Source organism: Paracidovorax anthurii (genome assembly GCF_003269065.1).
GTDB lineage: Bacteria > Pseudomonadota > Gammaproteobacteria > Burkholderiales > Burkholderiaceae_C > Paracidovorax > Paracidovorax anthurii.
Genome location: NZ_QLTA01000007.1, coordinates 68,918 through 87,184 on the forward strand (window position 1 = coordinate 68,918; position 18,267 = coordinate 87,184).

Here is an 18,267-nt window from a genome sequence, read left to right on the forward strand (position 1 = left end):
ACACCGATCAAGAATGGCCGACCCCCACCTCCAGCGCCACTACCGCGCGCCCTGCCCGGGCTGCGGCGCGCCGGTCGAATTCCGCAGCGCGCAGTCCACGCACGCCGTCTGCCCCTATTGCCAGAGCACCGTGGTGCGCAGCGGCGAGGTGCTCACGCGCGTGGGCAAGATGGCCGAGGTCTTCGACGACCACAGCCCGCTGCAGCTCATGGCGAGCGGCCGGGTGTTGCTGGACGCGCGCGAGCAGTCCTTCACGCTGATCGGCCGGCTGCAGTACCAGGCCGAGACGGGCACCTGGGCCGAGTGGAACGCCATCCTGGAGGACGGCAGCACCGCCACGCTGGGCGAGGACAACGGCGCCTACGTGTTCACGCGCCCCATGGACCCGGGCCGCGAGCTGCCGCCGCCCGAGCGCTTCCGCGTGGGGACCACCACGGCCGTGAGCGGCAAGCCCTACAGCGTGGCGGCGAACGTGCAGGCGCACCTCGTCTCCGCGCAGGGCGAGCTGCCCCGGCTGCCGCCGCTGGGCCAGCCATTCGCCGTGGTGGAGCTGCGCAGCGAGCAGGGGGATGTCCTCTCCTTCGACTACGGCCAGACGCCCCCGCGCGTCGAGCGCGGCCGCACGGTGCGGCTCGAAGACCTGCGCATGCAGGGCCTGAAGAATGAGTCCGCCAAGGAAGAAAAGGCGCGCCAGTTCAACTGCCCGCACTGCGGCGCGCCGGTGGCGGTGAAGTTCGACACCACCCGCAGCCTCACCTGCCCCTCGTGCGCGAGCCTCATCGACGTCTCGGGCGGCATCGGCGGCGAGCTGCGCCACGCCGTGCAGGACGAGCCCGTGCAGCCGCTCATTCCCCTGGGCACCACCGGGCAGCTGGAGGGCGGGGTCTGGCAGGTGGTGGGTTTCCAGCACCGCATGGGCAGCGAGCCGGGCGACGACGAGAGCTTCGGCTGGGACGAATACCTGCTCTACAACCGCCAGCGCGGCTTCGCCTTCCTCGTGGACGCGACCGACGGCTGGAGCCTCGTGCGGCCCACCACGGGCGCGCCCAAGCTCTCGGCGAACGGGCAGGGCGCCACCTACCTGGGCAGCACCTACCGGCTCGACTCGCAGTACCGCGCCGAGACCACCTACGTGCTGGGCGAGTTCTACTGGCCCGTGGCGCGCGGGCAGGTCACCCAGAACCGCGACTTCAGCGGCGCGGGCGGCAGGGGCCGGCTGTCGATGGAGCAGACCCCGCGCGAGATCACCTGGTCGGCCGGCAACCTGCTGGACAGCGCCCTGGTGGCCAAGGCGTTCAAGCTCGACGGCCAGAAGGACCTCTTCCGCCGCGACGACGCCAGCCCGCTCGCGAGCGCGGGCAGCGTGGGCTGCGGCACGGTGATCATCATCGCCGTGGTGCTGGTCCTGCTCCTGCTGCTGTTCTCGCGGGGCTGCAGCTCGTCGTGCGATCCGCAGCGCGAGAACTGCACCTCGTCGAGCTACCGTTCCTCGGGCGGGTCGTTCGGCGGCTGGTCCAGCGGGGGCGGGCACAAGTAGCCCCCGCCGGACGGCGCCGCGGCATCGACATCCATCCTCCATCCACCCATTTCCGACTGAAGGGAGTTCACCATGGCACTCGAATGGCTGCGTCCCGCCGCCTTTTTCGGCTCCATCCTGTTCGCGCTGATCGGCGTGCTCGTGTTCTGGGTCAGCTTCATCATCATCGACAAGGTCACGCCCTACAACCTGTGGGCCGAGATCGTCGAGAAGCAGAACAAGGCCCTGGCCATGGTCGTGGCCGCGATGTGCCTGGGCATCAGCATCATCGTGGCCGCGGCCATCCACGGCGGTTGAGTGCATTCCACGCATCGGAACAATAATTGTTCTGATGTATGATTGGGAATGATTCTCGTGCGCATCACGAGATGGATCAACACGTATTGATCGCCGTTGCCATCTCGTTGGCGACAGAAATATTTCCGTGCAGCGGCGTTCGTGCTGTCGCTATTGGTGCCGAGATAGCCGACTGGCTTGCGCGGCGATTGGAGAGAGCCTGTGATCAAGCCATTTGAGAAGCTTTTCGGAAAAAGAGGCTCGTATCTGGCCGCATTTCTTTTGGCTGTACTAGCGCTCGTGGGGGTATTTCTGGCAAGGGTGGATCGGCCTGTGCCAGAAGGAAAGACAGCCGACGAGGTAAAAGCTGGGCAACAGGCAAGTGCATCTCAAAGCCAATTTCCATGGCATTTGGCGACCGGGCAGGAACAGGGGGGCAGAAGGGGCGAGCTCGCCGCGCATGAGGAAAAAAAGGATTTGAAGCAATCCCTGGCAAGTATGCTGAGCCCCCTGGAAAATCCCAGACTGCCCGTGGATAAGATGGTTGCCCAATACTTGGGGAAACATAAAAGGAGCCTGGAAGATCAAATGGAAATAATCTCTGCGCTGAGTTTTTGTGCAAACCGCAGAGGGCTGGGAAATGTTATTGCACAAAGCAGATCGGCAGGTCTCGCGGAGGAAGTCAGAGAGCTTTCGGTGTCGTATGATGCATACGTTGAATATTGTAAGAATCTGGGGGATGGATATTACTCCCTGCGCAAGGATATTCTTGGGAGTCTGGCCGCTTCGGGGGATCTGGAAGCAAAGAAGCTTTACTTCGAAGTAGGACCCATGGGGCGCTGGCTCGGCGATGAGGAGTACTTGCCGTTGACCAAGGAGCAGATCAATGAATGGTCCGCACTGGCAGTTTCGTATTTACAGCAAAGCGCTCAGGCTGGTGACAGGGGGGCTTACAAGACGCTGGCGTCGATTTACAAGGTGGATAGCGAAGATCGCATCATCGGTGGCTATTCCGACAAGATGACTTCATATGCCTATGATTATGTATGGGCTGCCTCCGTCATTGCAGATCCAGATGTGCCGGAAACTACCAAAAGAAGCGTTACGGCATACATCAGGAAAATTGAAAGTGGATTGAGTTCCACTGAGAAAGACGAGGGCCGTGCCAAGGCATTGGCGATCCATTCGAAGGTCAAAAATTAGAGAGGGTATATATGCTGAAGAAGCTTTCGATTTCTGTTCTGATGCTTGCGGCGCTCTTGTGTATCGCTGCTGATTATGGGAGATATCTTTGCAGGGGATGCACGACTCCGATGAGTCCGCCGGATGTACGCGCATTCGTCTCGGTTCATGTGAATCCGAACGTACCCATGTGGCAAGCAAATGACACGGTTTCCATATGCAATGGATCGGTGTGCGTGAAGTATCTGACCCCATCTTCCAATGCCGTGATGTGGAGTCCGGTTGGAACCACGCCAGACCCTGGCCACGGCTACAAGGGCGTTGGGGAAAGTGTTACGGGAACCTATATCGGGGATTACTTCGCCATTAATCTTTGGGCGCCTATGGAGACATTGATTGCGGAAGGATGGGATTTCTCGGGTCTGGATGGTGTCGTCTACATCGAGCCGATGTGCACCGGAAACTCCGAGCATGACGCCAAGATCGGCGCGTGTGGGTGACGAGCGGGATTGCCCGCATGGACTTGTGGGTGCCACCGCCGGCGGGGCTTCATTGAAGAGCCCGTGGCTTGGTGGAGTCCGGATTCCTTTGTGCGGAAAGCGGTGAGACTTGCACATCTGTTATTAATATTGATTATCAATAGTATTACGATTCGTTCTCCTTCCGACGAGACTGCTGTTGCTCGTGGATCCTTGCAGAGAGCGATATGGCCAAACGATGCATTCCCGGCGTGCGGGAACCCAGGAGCTGCGGTACTGCCGCGCGATCCCTGAACTCATCTTCCCTGTGTGACGCCGGCCCTGCCCCCCTGCGCGCCGCCCTGCTCTGGGCGGGCCTGGCGGGCGCCGCCTGGGCGCAGGCCGAGGCCCCCGGCGAAAGCGCCGCCGCGCACGCGGCGCTGCCCACCGTGCATGTGTCGGGCGCGCAGTACGACCCCGACGATGTGCGCCCCGAGGGCGTGACCACCGCCACCAAGACCTACACCGCGCCGCGCGACATCCCGCAGACCATCGACACGGTGGAGGTCAACAAGTACAAGAGCTACGGCATCAACGATCTCGCCACCATGCTCGACGGCCTGCCGGGCGTGAGCACCAGCTACGACATGCGCGGCGAGGGCGTGATGATCCGGGGCTTTGACGCGAGCTCGGGCGACATCTACCGCGACGGCGTGCGCGAGGCCGGGCAGGTGCGCCGCAGCACCGCCAACGTGGAGCGCATCGAGATCCTCAAGGGCCCGGCCTCGGTGCTCTACGGCCGCGGCGCGGGCGGCGGCGTGATCAACATGGTGAGCAAGCAGGCGCGCTTCGATGCCAAGAGCAGCGTCACGCTGCGCGGCGGCTCGTGGGAGAACGTGGGCGGCACGCTGGACATCAACCGGGTGCTGAGCCCGAACGTGGCCGTGCGCCTCACGGCCGATCGCGAGCAGGCGCACAGCTTCCGCAGCGGCATCCGCAACCAGAACGACATGGTCTCGCCCAGCATCCTCGTGGACACGCGCACGGGCCTGCGCTGGTCGGGCCAGTACACCTACGACAGCGTCTGGCGCGTGCCGGACCGCGGCCCGGCCTACGAGCAACTGCCCGCGGGCGTCTCGCCGCGCCAGGGCTTCGCGCAGCCGGGCGACTACGTGGAAGACCGCCTGCGCGTGCTGCGCTCGGACCTGAGCTACGACTTCAACCCGCAGTGGAGCGTGCGCTGGCTCGCCAGCAAGCGCGAGGCCCGGCAGGACTTCGACCACTACTTCCTGGGCACCTACTGCAATGCGCGCGGCCGCACGCCCACGGGCGCCACCTGCACCAACCCCGGCCTGCTGCGCCAGAGCTACGCCTGGCAGCAGACGAACAACAAGACCACCATCCACACCGTGGACCTGACCGGCCGCTTCGAGTGGGCCGGCATGGCGCACGAGCTGCTGGTGGGCGTGGAGCACAGCGACGAGGAGCGCCAGCCGCGCCTCTTCTCCACGGCCGCGAGCAATGGCTTCGTCGATCCGTTCAACCCCGTGTTCAACGCCGTGCGGCCCGCGCAGGGCACGCCCTCGCAGTACAACCTGCACCTGGGCGCGGCCAAGGCGCTCTACGCGCAGGACCTCATCAGCCTCACGCCGCAGTGGAAGCTGCTGGTGGGCGCGCGCTACGACGACTACGACTTCGACAGCCTCAACCGCCTCACGAACGCCTGGCGCAATTCCAGCGGCAGTTCGGTGAGCCCGCGCGCGGGCCTGGTGTGGCAGCCCAGCCGCGAGCACAGCCTCTATGCCTCGTACAGCAAGAGCTTCTCGCCCTTCGGCGGGCGCGGCACGCTGGGCATCAGCGGCGCGCAGGACGACGAGCCGCAGTACTCGCGCCAGTTCGAGGCCGGCATCAAGAGCGACTGGCTGCAGGGCGCGCTGTCCACCCAGTTCTCGGCCTACCAGATCGACCACTACAACATCCGCTACCAGCCCGATCCCACCAACCAGCCCGATGTGTGGGCGGTGCGCGGCCAGGAGCGTTCGCGCGGGGTGGAGTTCAGCGTCTCGGGCCGTGTGGCGCCCGCGTGGTACGTGCGCGGCGGCGCGGGCATCACCCACGCCACCGTGGTCGAGAACAAGGCGAACGTGGCCCTGGAGGGCAAGGACCTGCGCGACGTCGCGCGCCGCACGGGCAGCCTGTTCGTGCGCTACGCGCCGGCCGGCGCGTGGTACGGCGAGCTGGGCGTCACCCATTCCGGCCCGCGCTGGGCCAACGACGCCAACACCTCGCGCATGGCGGGCTACAGCCGCTGGGACGCGCTCATCGGCTGGCGCGCCGCGCCCTGGACGGTCACGGCCGCCATCTCCAACCTGTTCGACAAGGAATACTGGCGCCCCGGCACCAGCGCGCTGCCGGGCACGCCGCGCTCGCTGCTGGTGAGCGCTAATTACCAGTTCTGAAGCCCCCCTGAGTCGCCTTCGGCGCCTTCCCCCCGGAGGGGGGACGACGCTAGCGGCCGGGCGGAGCCCGCTCCGCGGCGTCTGCTGGTATGGCCTGCTCCGCGGCCTTCTGAGGGGGATGCCGCATGGGTTCGTGGGCCTTGGGCGGTGCCAATAGCCCGGCAAAGCCGGTGATGCGTCTGCTGGCGTGGCCTGCTTCGCGGCCATCGGACGGGTGAGGCCGTGCCAGTTCTTGGGCCGCTTGCGCGTCAGAGGCCCAGGGCTTGGCGCATCTGTGCGCCCGTGAGCCTCTGGCGCGGGCCGGCGAGCAGGGTGCACATGCGTTCGTTGCAGGGCGCGGGCAGGCCGTGCGCGGCGGCCAGGCGCACGACGGCGCCGCAGAGGTCGCCGATCTCGGTGGGGCGGCCGGCCTCCAGGTCGTCCCACATCGATGAGCGCGCCGTGGCATCGATGCGCAGCATGCGGCGCGCGAGCTGCGTGAAGAGTGCATCGGGCAGCCGCAGCACGTGCGGCAGCAGCGCCGGTGGCAGCGGCGCGACCTTCGCGGGCCGGATGCCCGCACGCGCCATGGCGCGCAGCGCCTCGGCCTGCAGGGCGGCGAAGACGCGCCGGCAGTCGCGGTCCAGCAGTTCCTCGCGCAGCGGCAGGTCGGACAGCGCATTCACCGGGTTGTTCAGGTTCAGCAGCAGCTTGCCCCATTGCACCGGCCGGATGTCGTCCACCAGCGTGGTGGCGAGACCGGCGGCCTCGAAGGCCCCGGCCAGCGCGGTCGTGGCCGCGTCGCGCTGCAGGTGGATGCGCCCCAGGGTCGTGCGGCGGGCCTGCGTGCCGCGCAGCACGACGTTGTAGGGCACCATGGCCCCCAGCGCGCGCAGCGCCGGCGCCTGGGCGGCGATGCGCGCCACGTTGTCCACGCCGTTCTGCAGCGAGACGACGGGCGTGCCGTCCGGGCAGGCGCCGGCCAGCGTCCGTGCGGCTTCTTCCGTGGCGCCTCCCTTCGTGCACAGCAGCGCCACGCAGTCCGCCGGCGCCCGCCAGCCGTCCAGTGAGGCCACCGCCCGCAGCGCGCCGGGCGGCACCCGCGCGTCGAAGCCTTCCAGGTCGCTCACCCGCAGGCCTTCCTGTGCGATGGCGTCCAGGATGCGGGGGCGGCCCACCAGCGTCACGGCCTGCCCGGCCGCGGCGAGGCGCCCGCCCACGTAGAGGCCGACGGCGCCGGCGCCCATGACGATGAAATGCATGCGAAACCTCCTGTGCGGGGCGGCGTGCGCCCGGTGTTCGTATCCCGGCCTCGCATCCCGGGCCGGCGCCGGGGGGCGGGTGAAGGCGGGTGGGGGCGGGTGGACGCATCCCCCAAAATAGCGGGCTTGACCGCCTCCGCCCCTCCCTCCCCTCCGTCCTTCGCTCCCCGTCCCCTCGACGTCGCGCTGCTCGCCAGCGTCTTCGTGGTGGCGGCCTGCGGCCTGCTCTACGAACTCGCCGCCGGCGCGCTCGCATCCTACGTGCTGGGCGATTCGGTGCTGCAGTTCTCCACCATCATCGGCACGTACCTCTTCGCGATGGGCGTGGGATCGTGGCTGTCGCGGTACTTCGAGCGCCAGTTGCCCGCGCATTTCCTGCGCATCGAGCTGCTGGTGGCGCTGGTCGGCGGGGCGCTGCCGGCCACGCTGTTCCTGGCCAATGCCTACGTGCCGGGCGCGTTCCGCGTGCTGCTCTACGGGATGGTGCTGCTGGTGGGCATGCTGGTGGGGCTGGAGATCCCGCTGGTGATGCGCATCCTCAAGCGCAACGTGGCGCTCAAGGACCTGGTGTCGCAGGTGCTCACCTTCGACTACCTGGGCGCGCTGGCGGTGTCGCTCGCGTTTCCGCTGCTGCTGGTGCCGCACCTGGGGCTGATCCGCACGGGGCTGCTGTTCGGCATCCTCAACGCCGTGGTGGCGGTGTGGGCGCTGTGGCTGTTCCGGCACGAGCTGCGGCGGCTGCGCGCGCACGCGCTGGCCTGCGCGGCGGTGCTGGCCGCGCTGGTGGCGGGCTTCGCGGGGGCCGAGCACATCACGCGGCTGGCCGAGGACAAGTTCTACCAGGACCGCATCGTGATCAGCAGCGCATCGCCCTACCAGCGCATCGTGGTCACCCACGGCCGCATGGGGCACCGCCTGTACCTCAACGGCAACCTACAGTTCGCCGAGCGCGACGAGTACCGCTACCACGAGGCGCTGGTGCACCCGGCCATGGCCGCGCACGGAGCGCCCCGGCGCGTGGCGGTGCTGGGCGGCGGCGACGGCATGGCGGTGCGCGAGATCCTGAAGTACCCGTCGGTGGAATCGGTCACGCTGGTGGAGCTGGACCCGGCCATGACGCGCCTCTTCCGCACCGATCCCGCGCTCTCGCGCCTCAACGGCGGCGCGCTGTCCGACCCGCGCGTGCACGTCGTCAACACCGATGCCTTCCAGTGGCTGCAGCAGGGGAGCGTGGGGGCGCAAGATGCTTTCGACGTGATCGTGGTGGATTTCCCCGACCCCACCAATTTCGCGATCGGCAAGCTCTACACCAACAGTTTCTACGCGCTGCTGGAGCAGCGCCTCGCGGCCAGTGGCTACGCGGTGGTGCAGACCACCTCGCCGCTGGTGGCGCGCCAGAGTTTCTGGACGGTGGTGCAGACCATCGAGTCGGTGGGCCTCACGGCCGCGCCCTACCACGCGCACGTGCCGAGCTTCGGCGAGTGGGGCTTCGTCATCGCCAGCCGCCGGCCGTGGCGCTTGCCGCAGCGCCTGCCCGAGGGGCTGCGCTTCCTCTCGCCCGCCACGCTGCCGCTGCTGTTCGACTTTCCGCTCGACATGGCGCGCGTGCCGGCCGAGGTCAACCGGCTGTCGAACCAGATCCTCGTGCACACCTACGAGCAGGAGTGGGGGAAGGTGATCGCGCATTGATCCGCTGATCCGCCGGGCCCGTGAGTCTGCACTGGATCGATGGTGCATGGGACGGATGCGCCAGGTGCCGGCGCGCGCGACCGATTCCAGCCGAACGCATCGGCGATGCCATGGCGCCGGGTTGCGGGGTTGCGCCTCTTTGGCGAATCAGGAACGCTGATGGCAGCCATCAGGCGCCGCTACTTCACTGCAGCCAAGCCTCCTCCTAACATCGGGACGGATTGGCATCGGCCGGATGGACCGGCAATGGCCGCTGACGGGGGACTCTCGCGGATGATCTACGAACTGAAACGCTATACGCCGCATCCAGGGAAGGGCGAAGCGCTGCGCGCGCGTTTCATGGCCCATACCCTGCCTGTCTTTGCCCGCCTGGGCATGGATGTCGTGGCGGTGTTCGCCCCCAGGCCGCCGCTGGAAGAACTCGTCTATATCCTGGCTTTCGAGGACGAGGACCGCCGCACGGCGGCCTGGGCCGCGTTCGGCTCCGACAGCGAGTGGCGCGAGATCAAGGCGCGGACCGAGCAGGACGGCCCGCTGCTCGCGCAGCAGCAGACCGAACTGCTCCACGCGCTGCTCGCTCCCGCCCTGCCGCTTCGCTGAAGGCCTCAGGCGGCGGCGCGGGCCAGGTGGTGCAGCAGGACCGTGTCGAACGCCTCGCGCCGGTCGATATTGGGCAAATGCCCGGCGCCCGGAATGACCTCCAGCGCCGCGCCGCGAATCCGCGCCGCGAGTTCGGCCATGGCGGCGGGCAGCACGCCGTCCTTCTCGCCAACGACCAGCGTCGTCGGCAGCGCAATGCCATCCACGCCTGCCAGATAGTCGAGCGACTGGATGGCGCGGGCGCACGCCACGAAGCCGTCCACCGTGGTATCCGCGGCCACGGCCCGCAGGCGTGCCGCCGTGTCCGGATGGGCTTGCAGGAAGGCGGTGCCGAACCAGCGCTCCAGCGTGGGCATCGCCAGGGCGGCGCAGCCTTCGGCACGGGCGGTGGCGATGCGCGCGTCCCAGGGTGCGGCCACCTCCGGCGGCGCATCGGCGCGGGCATCGCACAGGCAGAGGCTCGCCAGGCGGTCGGGGTGCTGGAGGGCCAGGCCGAAGCCGCTCATCCCGCCGAGCGACAAGCCGACGTAGTGCACCCGGGAGATGTCCAGCGCATCGAGCACCGCGACCGTGTCGGCCACCAGGGTGTCCATGCGGGCGTGCCCGCCGGTGCAGCGCGAGGCGCCGTGGCCGCGGGTATCGGCGCACACGACCCGCCAGCCCCGTGCGGCGAGCAGATCGGCCTGCGCCGTCCACATGGCGCTGCTCGAAAGGATGGAGTGCGCAAAGAAGACCACCGGCGCCTGCGGGTCTCCCTGGAGGTGAACCGCCAGGTCCGCATCCGGACGCGAAACGGTGCGGCTGCTGCGAGTGCTGTCGTGCATGGGGGCTCCCTGTTTCAATAGCCTGCGAAAAATTCGATCACGACCTGCTCCGGCGGCACCTCGCAGGCATCCAGGCAGTCCTGCATCGCGGCCACCATGGCGGTGGGGCCGACCACGTAGTAGCGGCAGGCGCGCCAGTCGGCGACCTCCTGGCGGATGGTGTCGGCGTCTATCAGGCCGGAGCGCGGCGTGCCGCCGGCGGCGGCCGGGGCGGCGCCCTGCTCCGACAGGACATGCACCACGCGCAAGCCGGGCAGGGCCGCCGCCATGGCGTCGATCTCGGCGCTCCAGGCGGCCAGGGCGCTGCTGCGGTTTCCGTACAGGAGCGTGACCGGCGGCACGGCCTCGCCGCCCTCCGCGCGGTGCTGCAGGTGGCGCAGCATGCTGTAGAAAGGCGTGATGCCGATGCCCCCGGCGATCATCACCAGCGGCTGCAGTCCGTCGGCGGGCAGGACGAAGTCGCCCATCGGGGGGCTCAAGTGGAGGGGCGCGCCCTGTTCACCGACGGCGCATGCGGCCAGATGGCGCTTGAAGGCGGTGTCCCGCATGCGCATCGCCACCAGCAGCCCGGCATCGTGCGGGGCGCTGGCGATGGACAGCATGCGTTCGCCGTCGTCCGAGCCGTCCTCCGGGGCGATGAAGCCGGGCAGCTGGATGCTGACGTACTGGCCGGCCTCGAAGTCGAAGCCGGCCGGCCGCTCGATGGCGAAGGCCATGGTGTCCTGGGCGATGGGGGTGCGGGCGAGCACGCGCACGGTGAAGTTTTCGGGATCGGTCATGGGCAGTGTCTCCAAGGCAGGGCAATGGGAAAGGCGCTTCAGGCCTTGCGTTGCTCGCGCACCGAATCGACGGTGGCGCGGGGTGACAACGCGTCGGGGCTGACGCGCAGCTCGATCAGGGCCGGCCGGCCGGCGGCCTGGGCCCGCCGCCAGGCCGGTGCGAAGTCTTCGGTGCGTTCGACGACTTCCCCGTGGGCGCCATAGGCGCGCGCCAGTTCGGCGAAGTCGGGATTGACCAGCGACGTGCCCACCACCCGTCCCGGGTAATGGCGCTCCTGGTGCATGCGGATGCTGCCGTACATGCCGTTGTTGACCACCACCACGATGACGTGGGCGCCGTACTGGGCCGCGGTGGCGAGTTCCTGGCCGGTCATCAGGAAACAGCCGTCGCCCGCGAAGCAGACCACCGTGCGTTCGGGGTGCGCCAGCTTGGCCGCGATGGCCGCCGGCAGCCCGTAGCCCATGGTGCCGCTGCAGGGCGCCAGCTGGGTCCGCAGGCCGCGATACTGGTAGAAACGCTGCACCCAGAGCGTGTAGTTGCCGGCGCCGTTGGTGAGCACGCTGTCGTGCGGAAGGCTGTCGCGCAGCGCCGCCATGATCGCGCCGAAGTCCACCGGTCCGGGCATGGGCGTGGGCTGCAGGTTGTCGCGGTAGTCGGCGCACGCCGAGGCGGTCCAGCCGCTCCAGGCGGGCGCCGCCGCGGGTGCCGGCAGCGCGGCGGCGGCGGCGGCGAAGCCGGCCGGGCTGGAGTTCATCGGCAGGTCGGCGTGGTAGACCTTGCCGAGTTCCTGCGGATCGGGGTGCACGTGCACGAAACGCTGGCGCGGCCGCGGCAGCCGCACCAGCGTATAGCCCTGGGTGGTGGTCTCTCCCAGGCGAGCGCCCACGCTGATGAGCAGATCGGCATCGCGCACGCGCTGGGCGAGGCGCGGGTCCATGCCCAGGCCGGCCTCGCCGGCGTAGAGCGGATGCCGGTTGTCGAAGAGGTCCTGGCGGCGGAAGGCGCAGGCCACCGGCAGCTGGAAATGCTCGGCGAAGGCCGCGATGTCGCTGCAGGCCTGGGCCGTCCAGCCGCCGCCGCCCAGCAGCAGCAGGGGCTGGCGGGCCCCGCGCAGCAGGGCGGCCAGCGCCTGCATGTCGGCTTCGGGCGGGCAGGGCTGGCTGCGCCGGAAAGGCGGGCAGTCGGCGACGGCCGCGGCCTGCTCCAGCATGTCTTCCGGCAGGGCCAGCACCACGGGGCCGGGCCGGCCCGAGGTGGCGACGTGGAAGGCGCGGCTGACGTATTCCGGAATGCGCGCCGGGTCCTCGATCTGATCGACCCACTTGGCCATGCCGCCGAACATCTGCCGGAAATCGACCTCCTGCCAGGCTTCGCGGCCCCGGGCGTCGCGCGCCACCTGGCCGATGAACAGGATCATGGGGGTGGCGTCCTGGCTGGCGGTGTGCACGCCGATGCTGGCATTGGTGGCGCCGGGCCCGCGGGTGACGAAGCAGATGCCGGGCTGGCCGGTGAGCTTGCCGTGCGCCTCGGCCATGAAGGCGCCGCCGCCCTCCTGCCGGCAGACCACCAGCTCGATCTGGTCGCGGGCGTCGTACAGGGCATCGAGCACCGCGAGGAAGCTCTCGCCGGGCACGCAGAAGGCGCGCTCCACCCCCTGCATCCTCAGTGCATCCACCAGTATCTGGCCGCCCACGCGGCTGGGAATCGTCATGTCCATCGGGCTTTCCTTCAAGGGCGTTCGGAAGCCGGCAGCACGGTGGCGGCGCGGCACAGGTAATCGGGGCCCAGCGCAGCCACGTCCGGACAGCCGAGCAAGGCCAGGTCGGTGTCCACCTCGCGCCGCAGCAGCGCCAGGGCGTGCGCGGCGCCGGCCTGGCCGGCTGCCGCCAGGCCGTACATCACCGGGCGGCCCACCAGCACGGCGCTCGCGCCCAGGGCCAGCGCCTTGAGCACATCGGTGCCGCGGCGGATGCCGCCGTCGAGGATCAGCGTCAGGCCGGGCGCGGCCGCGGCCATCGCCGGCAAGGCGTCCAGCGATGCCAGCGTGCCGTCGAGCTGGCGCCCGCCGTGGTTGGACACCACGACGCCGTCCACCCCCACGGCCATCGCCGTCGCCGCGTCGCCGGCACGCAGCAGGCCCTTGAGCAGCAGCCGGCCCCGCCACCGTTCGCGGATCCAGCGGATCTCGTTCCAGGTCATGGCGGCGCGGCCGGCGCGGTGGTCGCCCTTGGCCGCCTGGATGATGGGACCGCCCCGCTCCGCGGTGAAATTCTCGAAGTGCGGGATGCCCTGGCGCACCAGCGTGCGGGCGAAGGTGGCGGCCAGCCAGTGCGGCCGCATCAGCCCGCCCCAGAGCAGTTGGGCGCTGGGCCGCAAGGGAATGGTGAAGCCGTTGCGCAGTTCGTTCTCGCGGACCGAGGCGATGGGCACGTCCACCGTCACGACCAGCGTGCCGATGCCGGCCGCGGCCACCCGGTCCAGCAAGGGGCCGATGACTTCGGTGCGGGCCGGCAGGTAGGCCTGGTACCAGGTGTCGGGATTGGCTTCGGAGACGCGCTCCAGCGGGGTGGTGGATGCCGCGCTCAGCACATAAGGCTGGCCGGCGTCGCGTGCCGCGCCGGCCAGGGCGATGTCGCCATCGAAATGGCACAGCGCGGCGACTCCCATGGGCGCGATGCCCACCGGCGCCTCGTAGCGCTTGCCGAACAGGGTGACGGCTTGCGACCGTCGCGAGACGTCCACCAGCGGGCGCGGCACGAAGCGCCAGCCGTCGAAGGCGGCCCGGTTGGCGGCGACGGTGCGCCGGTCCTCGCTGCCGCCGCTGACGTAGCCGAAGATGCTGGCGGGCAGGCGGCGGCGTGCGGCCTGCTCCAGGTCGTGCAGGGACAAGGCTTGTTTCATCGTGGGATTCCTGGGGCGCGGCTGCGGGGCGCCCGGGCTACCAGGAGACGCTGACGTCGCCGTTGACGAAGGTCTGGCAGGCCATGCGGAAGCCTTGCCCCACCTCGTCGTCGGAGAGGTGTTTGCGCTCCTTGGGTTTGACCGCGTCGGCATGCTCCAGGCCGGACTCGATGCGGCACTTGCAGGTGCCGCACACGCCGCCGCCGCACTTGAACGGGATGCCGCCCTGGAAGCGCAGCGAAACCCGCAGCAGATTGCTGTTCTCCGGCACCTGCGCCACCTTGCCGGCGTTGCTCAGGAAGGTGATGGTGATCATCCGAGCTCCACCCGCGCCAGGCGCACATCCAGCTTGCCGAAGGCGACCAGCTGGTGGAGTTCATGGCGGGCCTGCTCCAGGCTGTCGCAGCGCGGCAGGAATTTGGAGGGCACGAGGTTGCGGACATGCGGCGGCTGCTCTTCCACCAGCGCGACGCGCACCGGCCGCAGGAGCTCGGCGATGACGAAGCGGGCGCGCCGCTTGCCGTAGAAGAGGTAGTCGTATTGCTCGACGGGCACGAGGCCCTCGCACAGTTCGGTATGGAACTGCCCGTCCTTGTGGGTGAGGATGACGTATTCGTTGGCCATGTCGTTCTTCTATGGGTCGCCGGGCTCAGGCCGCGGCCTTTTCGTCCTGGCAGAGTTCGATGTCGTGGTGGATCCAGAGCTGGCAGGCCAGGCGGAAACCGGCGTCCAGGCGATCGCCCAGCTGTTTCTTTTCCTTCCAGTTGGGTTCGGCCAGATGCTCCGCGCCCTGGAGCACCTTGCACATGCACTTGGAGCACTTGCCCATGCCGCAGCCGTAGTCCAGGTGCGGGAAGGGGAACTGCTTGATGCCGGCCCGCACCACCAGGTTGGTGTTGGGCCGCACCTCGCCTTCGAAGCACTGGCCGGCTTTTCTGATCACAACTTTGGGCATAGGCACCTGTTCCGGGGTCGGCATGGCTCGAAGGGCCGCGGCCCTCGTCCACTCGTGGTTGCAGCAATGGCTCCGATGGTCGAAGCCTGCCCCGGGACACGTCAAACAACATCAGGAGCGGCGATGGGTTCGATCAATAAGGTTGATGGACATTGTTGACTCCCATCAAGAAAAAATATTATTTGGCCTCCCCCGCAGCCGGGGCCGCACCGGGCAGCGGGTTGCCCGCACGGACCCCATCCCACCCAGAAGAAGGACATGCCATGACCGCATTGATGAACAAGGAAGATTTCCGCAACGCGCTCGAGGAAACCGTGCGCGGCAAGAGCGCCAACAAGTCGCCCTTCAGCGTCGCCTGGGCCGCCGGCAAGCTCTCGCGCACGCACCTGGCGCGCTGGGCCGAGAACCATTACCACTACGTCGGCCCCTTCGCCGATTACCTGGGCTTCATCTATTCCCGCACCCCGCACAGCCTGATCGACGTGAAGGATTTCATGCTGTCCAACATGTACGAGGAAGAGATCGGGGGCGACCGCCACACCGATCTGCTCATCCGTTTCGCCGAAGCCTGCGGCTCCTCGCGCGAACGCGTCACCAATCCCGACCACATGCTGCCTTCGACCCGCGGCCTGCAGAGCTGGTGCTATTCCATGTCCATGCGCGAGCATCCGGTCGTCGCCGTCGCCGGAATCGTGGTGGGCCTGGAGTCGCAGGTGCCCTCCATCTATCGCAAGCAGGCCCCCACGCTGCGGGATGTCTACGGCTTCAGCGATGAGGAGGTGGAGTTCTTCGACCTGCACATCGTCTCGGACGAGATCCACGGCGAGCGCGGCTACCAGATCGTGCTCGAGCATGCCGATACGCCCGAGCTGCAGCGGGCCTGCCTGAAGGCCTGCGAGGTCGGCGCCCAGATGCGCCTGCTCTACACCGCCGAGCTTTTCCGCGAGTACGTGGAAAAGGATCTGGCGACGAGCCAGGAGCCCGTGCTGGCGGATTGATACGGCTTCGCCATCGAAAAGATCACGGCGTTGCTGCGCCGTGCCGTGCGGCAAGCACCGCCCGCAGCTTCGCGCCTTGTTCTCTCTTGGATGGCCAACCCGCATGGGCGGCGGCACCACCGCGCGCCGGGACCGCGCTGGCGGCCCACGATGAAACCGGGATTCACAGAAATAAGGAGACAAATCCCATGAGCGGACGCTCCCCGGCCGCGATGCCTGATTTCGCCATCGCCGAAGTCAGGGCCTGGCCCATTTCCTTTCCCGTGCCCGCCGCCCACAGCGTGCGGCTGGGCGTAGGCCTCGCACTGAAGCGCGATGCGGTGGTGGTGCGGGTGCGCACCGCCGGCGGCCTGGTCGGCTGGGGCGAATCCCACCACGGCCGGGCCCACAGCAGCATCGCCCATTTCATCAACCATGCCCTGCGCCCACTGGTCGAGGGCATGGACGCCACCGATGTCCACGGCGTCTGGCAGCGCATCTACCGGGCGCAGCTGGCGGCCATGGGGACCGGTGCGGCCTGCGTGCTGGCGATGAGCGGCATCGATACGGCGCTGTGGGACATCCGCGCCAAGGCGGTGGGCTGGCCGCTGTACCGCCTGCTCGGCGGCGCCTCCCGGCCGCTGCGCGCTTACGCGGGCGGCGTGGCCCTGGGATGGCAGGAGCCCGATCAACTGGTCGAGGAGGCCGCGGCCCATGTGAAGGCGGGCTACAAGGCGGTCAAGCTGCGCGTGGGCGACAGCGTGGAGCGCGACATCGCCCGGGTGCGGGCGGTGCGCCAGGCCTTCGGCGACGGCCTGGCCATCCTCGTCGATGCCAACTGCGCCTATGCGCTGGACGACGCGCGGCGCGCCATGCCGCAGCTCGACGAGCTGGGCGTGGGCTGGCTGGAGGAACCCTTCCCCGCCCATGACTACCGCAGCTACGAGGTGGCCCGCGGTTTCGGCCGCGTCGCGTTCGCGGCCGGAGAGAACCACTACACCCGCTTCGAGTTCAGCCGCCTGGTGGACGACCGGGTGGTCTCCATCCTGCAGCCCGACCTGTCCAAGACCGGCGGCATCAGCGAGACCCTGCGCATCGCCGCGCTGGCCTCGGCCTACAAGATTCCGGTGCACCCGCATTCGTCCATGACCGGGCTCAACATGGCGGCCACGCTGCATGTGCTGGCGGCGATCGACGGCGACGGCTATTTCGAGGCGGACGTATCGCGCGGCAACCTGTTCCGCGACGCGCTGGTGCCCACGCCCTTCGCGGTGGACGCCGAAGGCCATGTCTGGCCGTCCGAGGCGCCGGGCATCGGCGTGGAGGTCGATGAGGCCTTCCTCGACGCGCATCCGGCCATCGAAGGCCCGGCCTACGCCTAGGGCGTGTGACGCACCCAGAAGAGGACCCGCATGCACACCATGAATCGCCGCGCGGCCGCCTCCGCCGTGGCCGCCCTGTCCCTGCCCTGCGCCTGGTCGCAGGAGGCCGCGCAGTATCCGGACAAGCCGCTGCGCATCGTCGTGCCGTACCCGCCGGGCGGCTTCAACGACACCCTGGGCCGGCTGCTCGCCACCCATCTCGCCAATGCATGGAAGCAACCCGCCATGGTGGACAACAGGCCCGGCGGAGGCACCACCATCGGCACGCAGGCCGTGGCCACGGCGCGTGCCGACGGACTCACCCTGCTCGTGGCCCAGTTTCCCTTCGGCGCCAATCCCTGGCTCTACAAGCTGCCTTATGACACCGTTCGCGCCTTCGCGCCGGTCATGCTGGCGGGCCGCGCGCCCATGGTGCTGGTGGCCCATGCCGCCGCGCCGTACCGCAACGCCGCCGATCTGGTGAAGGCCGCCAGGGAGCGGCCCGGCGCCATCCCTTACGGCTCGTCCGGGCCGGGGTCCTCCAACCATCTCTTCATGGTGCTGTTCGAGAGCCTGTCCGGCATCCGCATGAACCAGGTGCCCTACAAGGGCAGCACGCCCATGCTGACCGATCTGGCCGGAGGCCAGATCGACGTGGCGGTGGACCTGCTGCCCCAGGCCCTGCCCTTCATCCAGTCCGGCAAGGTGCGGCCCCTGGCCATCGCCAGCGACAAGCGCTCGCCGCTGATGCCCGACATCCCCACCGCCGCCGAGGCCGGCGTGCCGGGCTTCGAGGGCTCCTCCTGGCACGGCATCGTCGCGCCGGCCGGCACGCCCGAGCCGGTCATCGCCAAGCTGAACGCCGAACTCAACCGTTTCCTGCAGTTGCCCGAGGCGAGGAAGACCTTCGCCGCGCAAGGCGTGGTGCCCGATGGCGGCACGCCCGCAGACTTCCAGCGCTTCATCGAAAGCCAGCTGGCACTCTGGAAACGGGTCGTGCAGCAGAACCACATCACCGCAGGATGAA

Annotated in this window: 18 protein-coding genes; 10 read left to right on the top strand and 8 right to left on the bottom strand. The window is 68.6% G+C overall.

Annotation, left to right across the window (positions count from 1 at the left end):
- The first annotated feature begins 13 nt into the window (after positions 1-13).
- The 5 genes from AX018_RS05425 (at position 14) to AX018_RS05440 (ending at position 5,912) form a co-directional block, all read left to right on the top strand.
- Entirely contained in the window at positions 14-1,537 is a 1,524-nt protein-coding gene (locus AX018_RS05425) for a DUF4178 domain-containing protein (RefSeq protein ID WP_111876288.1), read from the top strand.
- A 72-nt stretch (positions 1,538-1,609) separates the two neighbouring features.
- On the top strand, positions 1,610-1,834 hold the full coding sequence (locus AX018_RS05430; protein ID WP_111876289.1) for a DUF350 domain-containing protein: 225 nt from the start codon (positions 1,610-1,612) through the stop codon (positions 1,832-1,834).
- Positions 1,835-2,035: 201 nt separating this feature from the next.
- A complete protein-coding gene (locus tag AX018_RS24620) occupies positions 2,036-3,016 on the top strand; it encodes a hypothetical protein (protein ID WP_146749223.1) in 981 nt (326 codons plus the stop codon).
- Between the two features lie 11 nt (positions 3,017-3,027).
- Positions 3,028-3,495 (top strand): hypothetical protein, encoded by a 468-nt coding sequence (locus AX018_RS24625; RefSeq protein WP_146749224.1) that lies wholly within the window; start codon positions 3,028-3,030, stop codon positions 3,493-3,495.
- 206 nt (positions 3,496-3,701) lie between these two features.
- The gene (locus AX018_RS05440; protein ID WP_245951443.1) at positions 3,702-5,912 is read left to right on the top strand and encodes a TonB-dependent receptor; all 2,211 of its coding nucleotides are present in this window, start codon (positions 3,702-3,704) and stop codon (positions 5,910-5,912) included.
- Between the two features lie 248 nt (positions 5,913-6,160).
- Here the strand turns inward: AX018_RS05440 and AX018_RS05445 are convergent, their stop codons facing one another.
- Positions 6,161-7,153: a 2-dehydropantoate 2-reductase gene (locus AX018_RS05445; protein WP_111876291.1), complete on the bottom strand. Its 993-nt coding sequence runs from the start codon at positions 7,151-7,153 to the stop codon at positions 6,161-6,163.
- Positions 7,154-7,279: 126 nt separating this feature from the next.
- Here AX018_RS05445 and AX018_RS05450 point away from each other — a divergent pair, with 126 nt between their 5' ends.
- Positions 7,280-8,842 carry a polyamine aminopropyltransferase gene (locus AX018_RS05450; RefSeq protein WP_211322374.1) on the top strand — a complete coding sequence of 521 codons (1,563 nt, stop codon included), beginning with the start codon at positions 7,280-7,282 and terminating at the stop codon, positions 8,840-8,842.
- Between the two features lie 273 nt (positions 8,843-9,115).
- Positions 9,116-9,442 carry an NIPSNAP family protein gene (locus AX018_RS25155; RefSeq protein ID WP_170146185.1) on the top strand — a complete coding sequence of 109 codons (327 nt, stop codon included), beginning with the start codon at positions 9,116-9,118 and terminating at the stop codon, positions 9,440-9,442.
- Between the two features lie 5 nt (positions 9,443-9,447).
- On the opposite strand, the gene AX018_RS05460 is transcribed toward AX018_RS25155, so the two are convergent.
- Genes AX018_RS05460 through AX018_RS05490 form a run of 7 tightly spaced genes read right to left on the bottom strand, consistent with a single transcriptional unit; the run spans position 9,448 to position 14,902 of the window.
- Positions 9,448-10,266: an alpha/beta fold hydrolase gene (locus AX018_RS05460; RefSeq protein ID WP_111876294.1), complete on the bottom strand. Its 819-nt coding sequence runs from the start codon at positions 10,264-10,266 to the stop codon at positions 9,448-9,450.
- A gap of 14 nt (positions 10,267-10,280) precedes the next feature.
- Positions 10,281-11,045 (bottom strand): ferredoxin--NADP reductase, encoded by a 765-nt coding sequence (locus AX018_RS05465; RefSeq protein ID WP_111876295.1) that lies wholly within the window; start codon positions 11,043-11,045, stop codon positions 10,281-10,283.
- A 38-nt stretch (positions 11,046-11,083) separates the two neighbouring features.
- Positions 11,084-12,763 carry a thiamine pyrophosphate-binding protein gene (locus tag AX018_RS05470; protein WP_111876296.1) on the bottom strand — a complete coding sequence of 560 codons (1,680 nt, stop codon included), beginning with the start codon at positions 12,761-12,763 and terminating at the stop codon, positions 11,084-11,086.
- A gap of 11 nt (positions 12,764-12,774) precedes the next feature.
- A complete protein-coding gene (locus tag AX018_RS05475) occupies positions 12,775-13,947 on the bottom strand; it encodes an alpha-hydroxy acid oxidase (RefSeq protein ID WP_111876297.1) in 1,173 nt (390 codons plus the stop codon).
- 37 nt (positions 13,948-13,984) lie between these two features.
- Positions 13,985-14,263, bottom strand: coding sequence for a 2Fe-2S iron-sulfur cluster-binding protein (locus AX018_RS05480; protein WP_111876298.1), 279 nt, complete (start codon positions 14,261-14,263; stop codon positions 13,985-13,987).
- Positions 14,260-14,571, bottom strand: a complete 312-nt coding sequence (locus tag AX018_RS05485) for a ferredoxin (RefSeq protein WP_111876299.1) — start codon at positions 14,569-14,571, stop codon at positions 14,260-14,262. Before AX018_RS05485 ends, AX018_RS05480 begins: the two co-directional genes overlap by 4 nt.
- A 25-nt stretch (positions 14,572-14,596) precedes the next feature.
- Positions 14,597-14,902 carry a 2Fe-2S iron-sulfur cluster-binding protein gene (locus AX018_RS05490; protein ID WP_111876300.1) on the bottom strand — a complete coding sequence of 102 codons (306 nt, stop codon included), beginning with the start codon at positions 14,900-14,902 and terminating at the stop codon, positions 14,597-14,599.
- Positions 14,903-15,165: 263 nt separating this feature from the next.
- Between AX018_RS05490 and AX018_RS05495 the strand changes: the two genes are divergently transcribed.
- The 3 genes from AX018_RS05495 to AX018_RS05505 all read left to right on the top strand — a co-directional run bounded on the left by AX018_RS05495 (position 15,166) and on the right by AX018_RS05505 (position 18,266).
- The gene (locus AX018_RS05495; protein WP_111876301.1) at positions 15,166-15,900 is read left to right on the top strand and encodes an iron-containing redox enzyme family protein; all 735 of its coding nucleotides are present in this window, start codon (positions 15,166-15,168) and stop codon (positions 15,898-15,900) included.
- A gap of 188 nt (positions 15,901-16,088) precedes the next feature.
- Positions 16,089-17,261: a mandelate racemase/muconate lactonizing enzyme family protein gene (locus AX018_RS05500; RefSeq protein WP_245951444.1), complete on the top strand. Its 1,173-nt coding sequence runs from the start codon at positions 16,089-16,091 to the stop codon at positions 17,259-17,261.
- 30 nt (positions 17,262-17,291) lie between these two features.
- Positions 17,292-18,266, top strand: coding sequence for a tripartite tricarboxylate transporter substrate binding protein (locus AX018_RS05505; protein ID WP_245951445.1), 975 nt, complete (start codon positions 17,292-17,294; stop codon positions 18,264-18,266).
- Position 18,267: the final 1 nt, after the last annotated feature.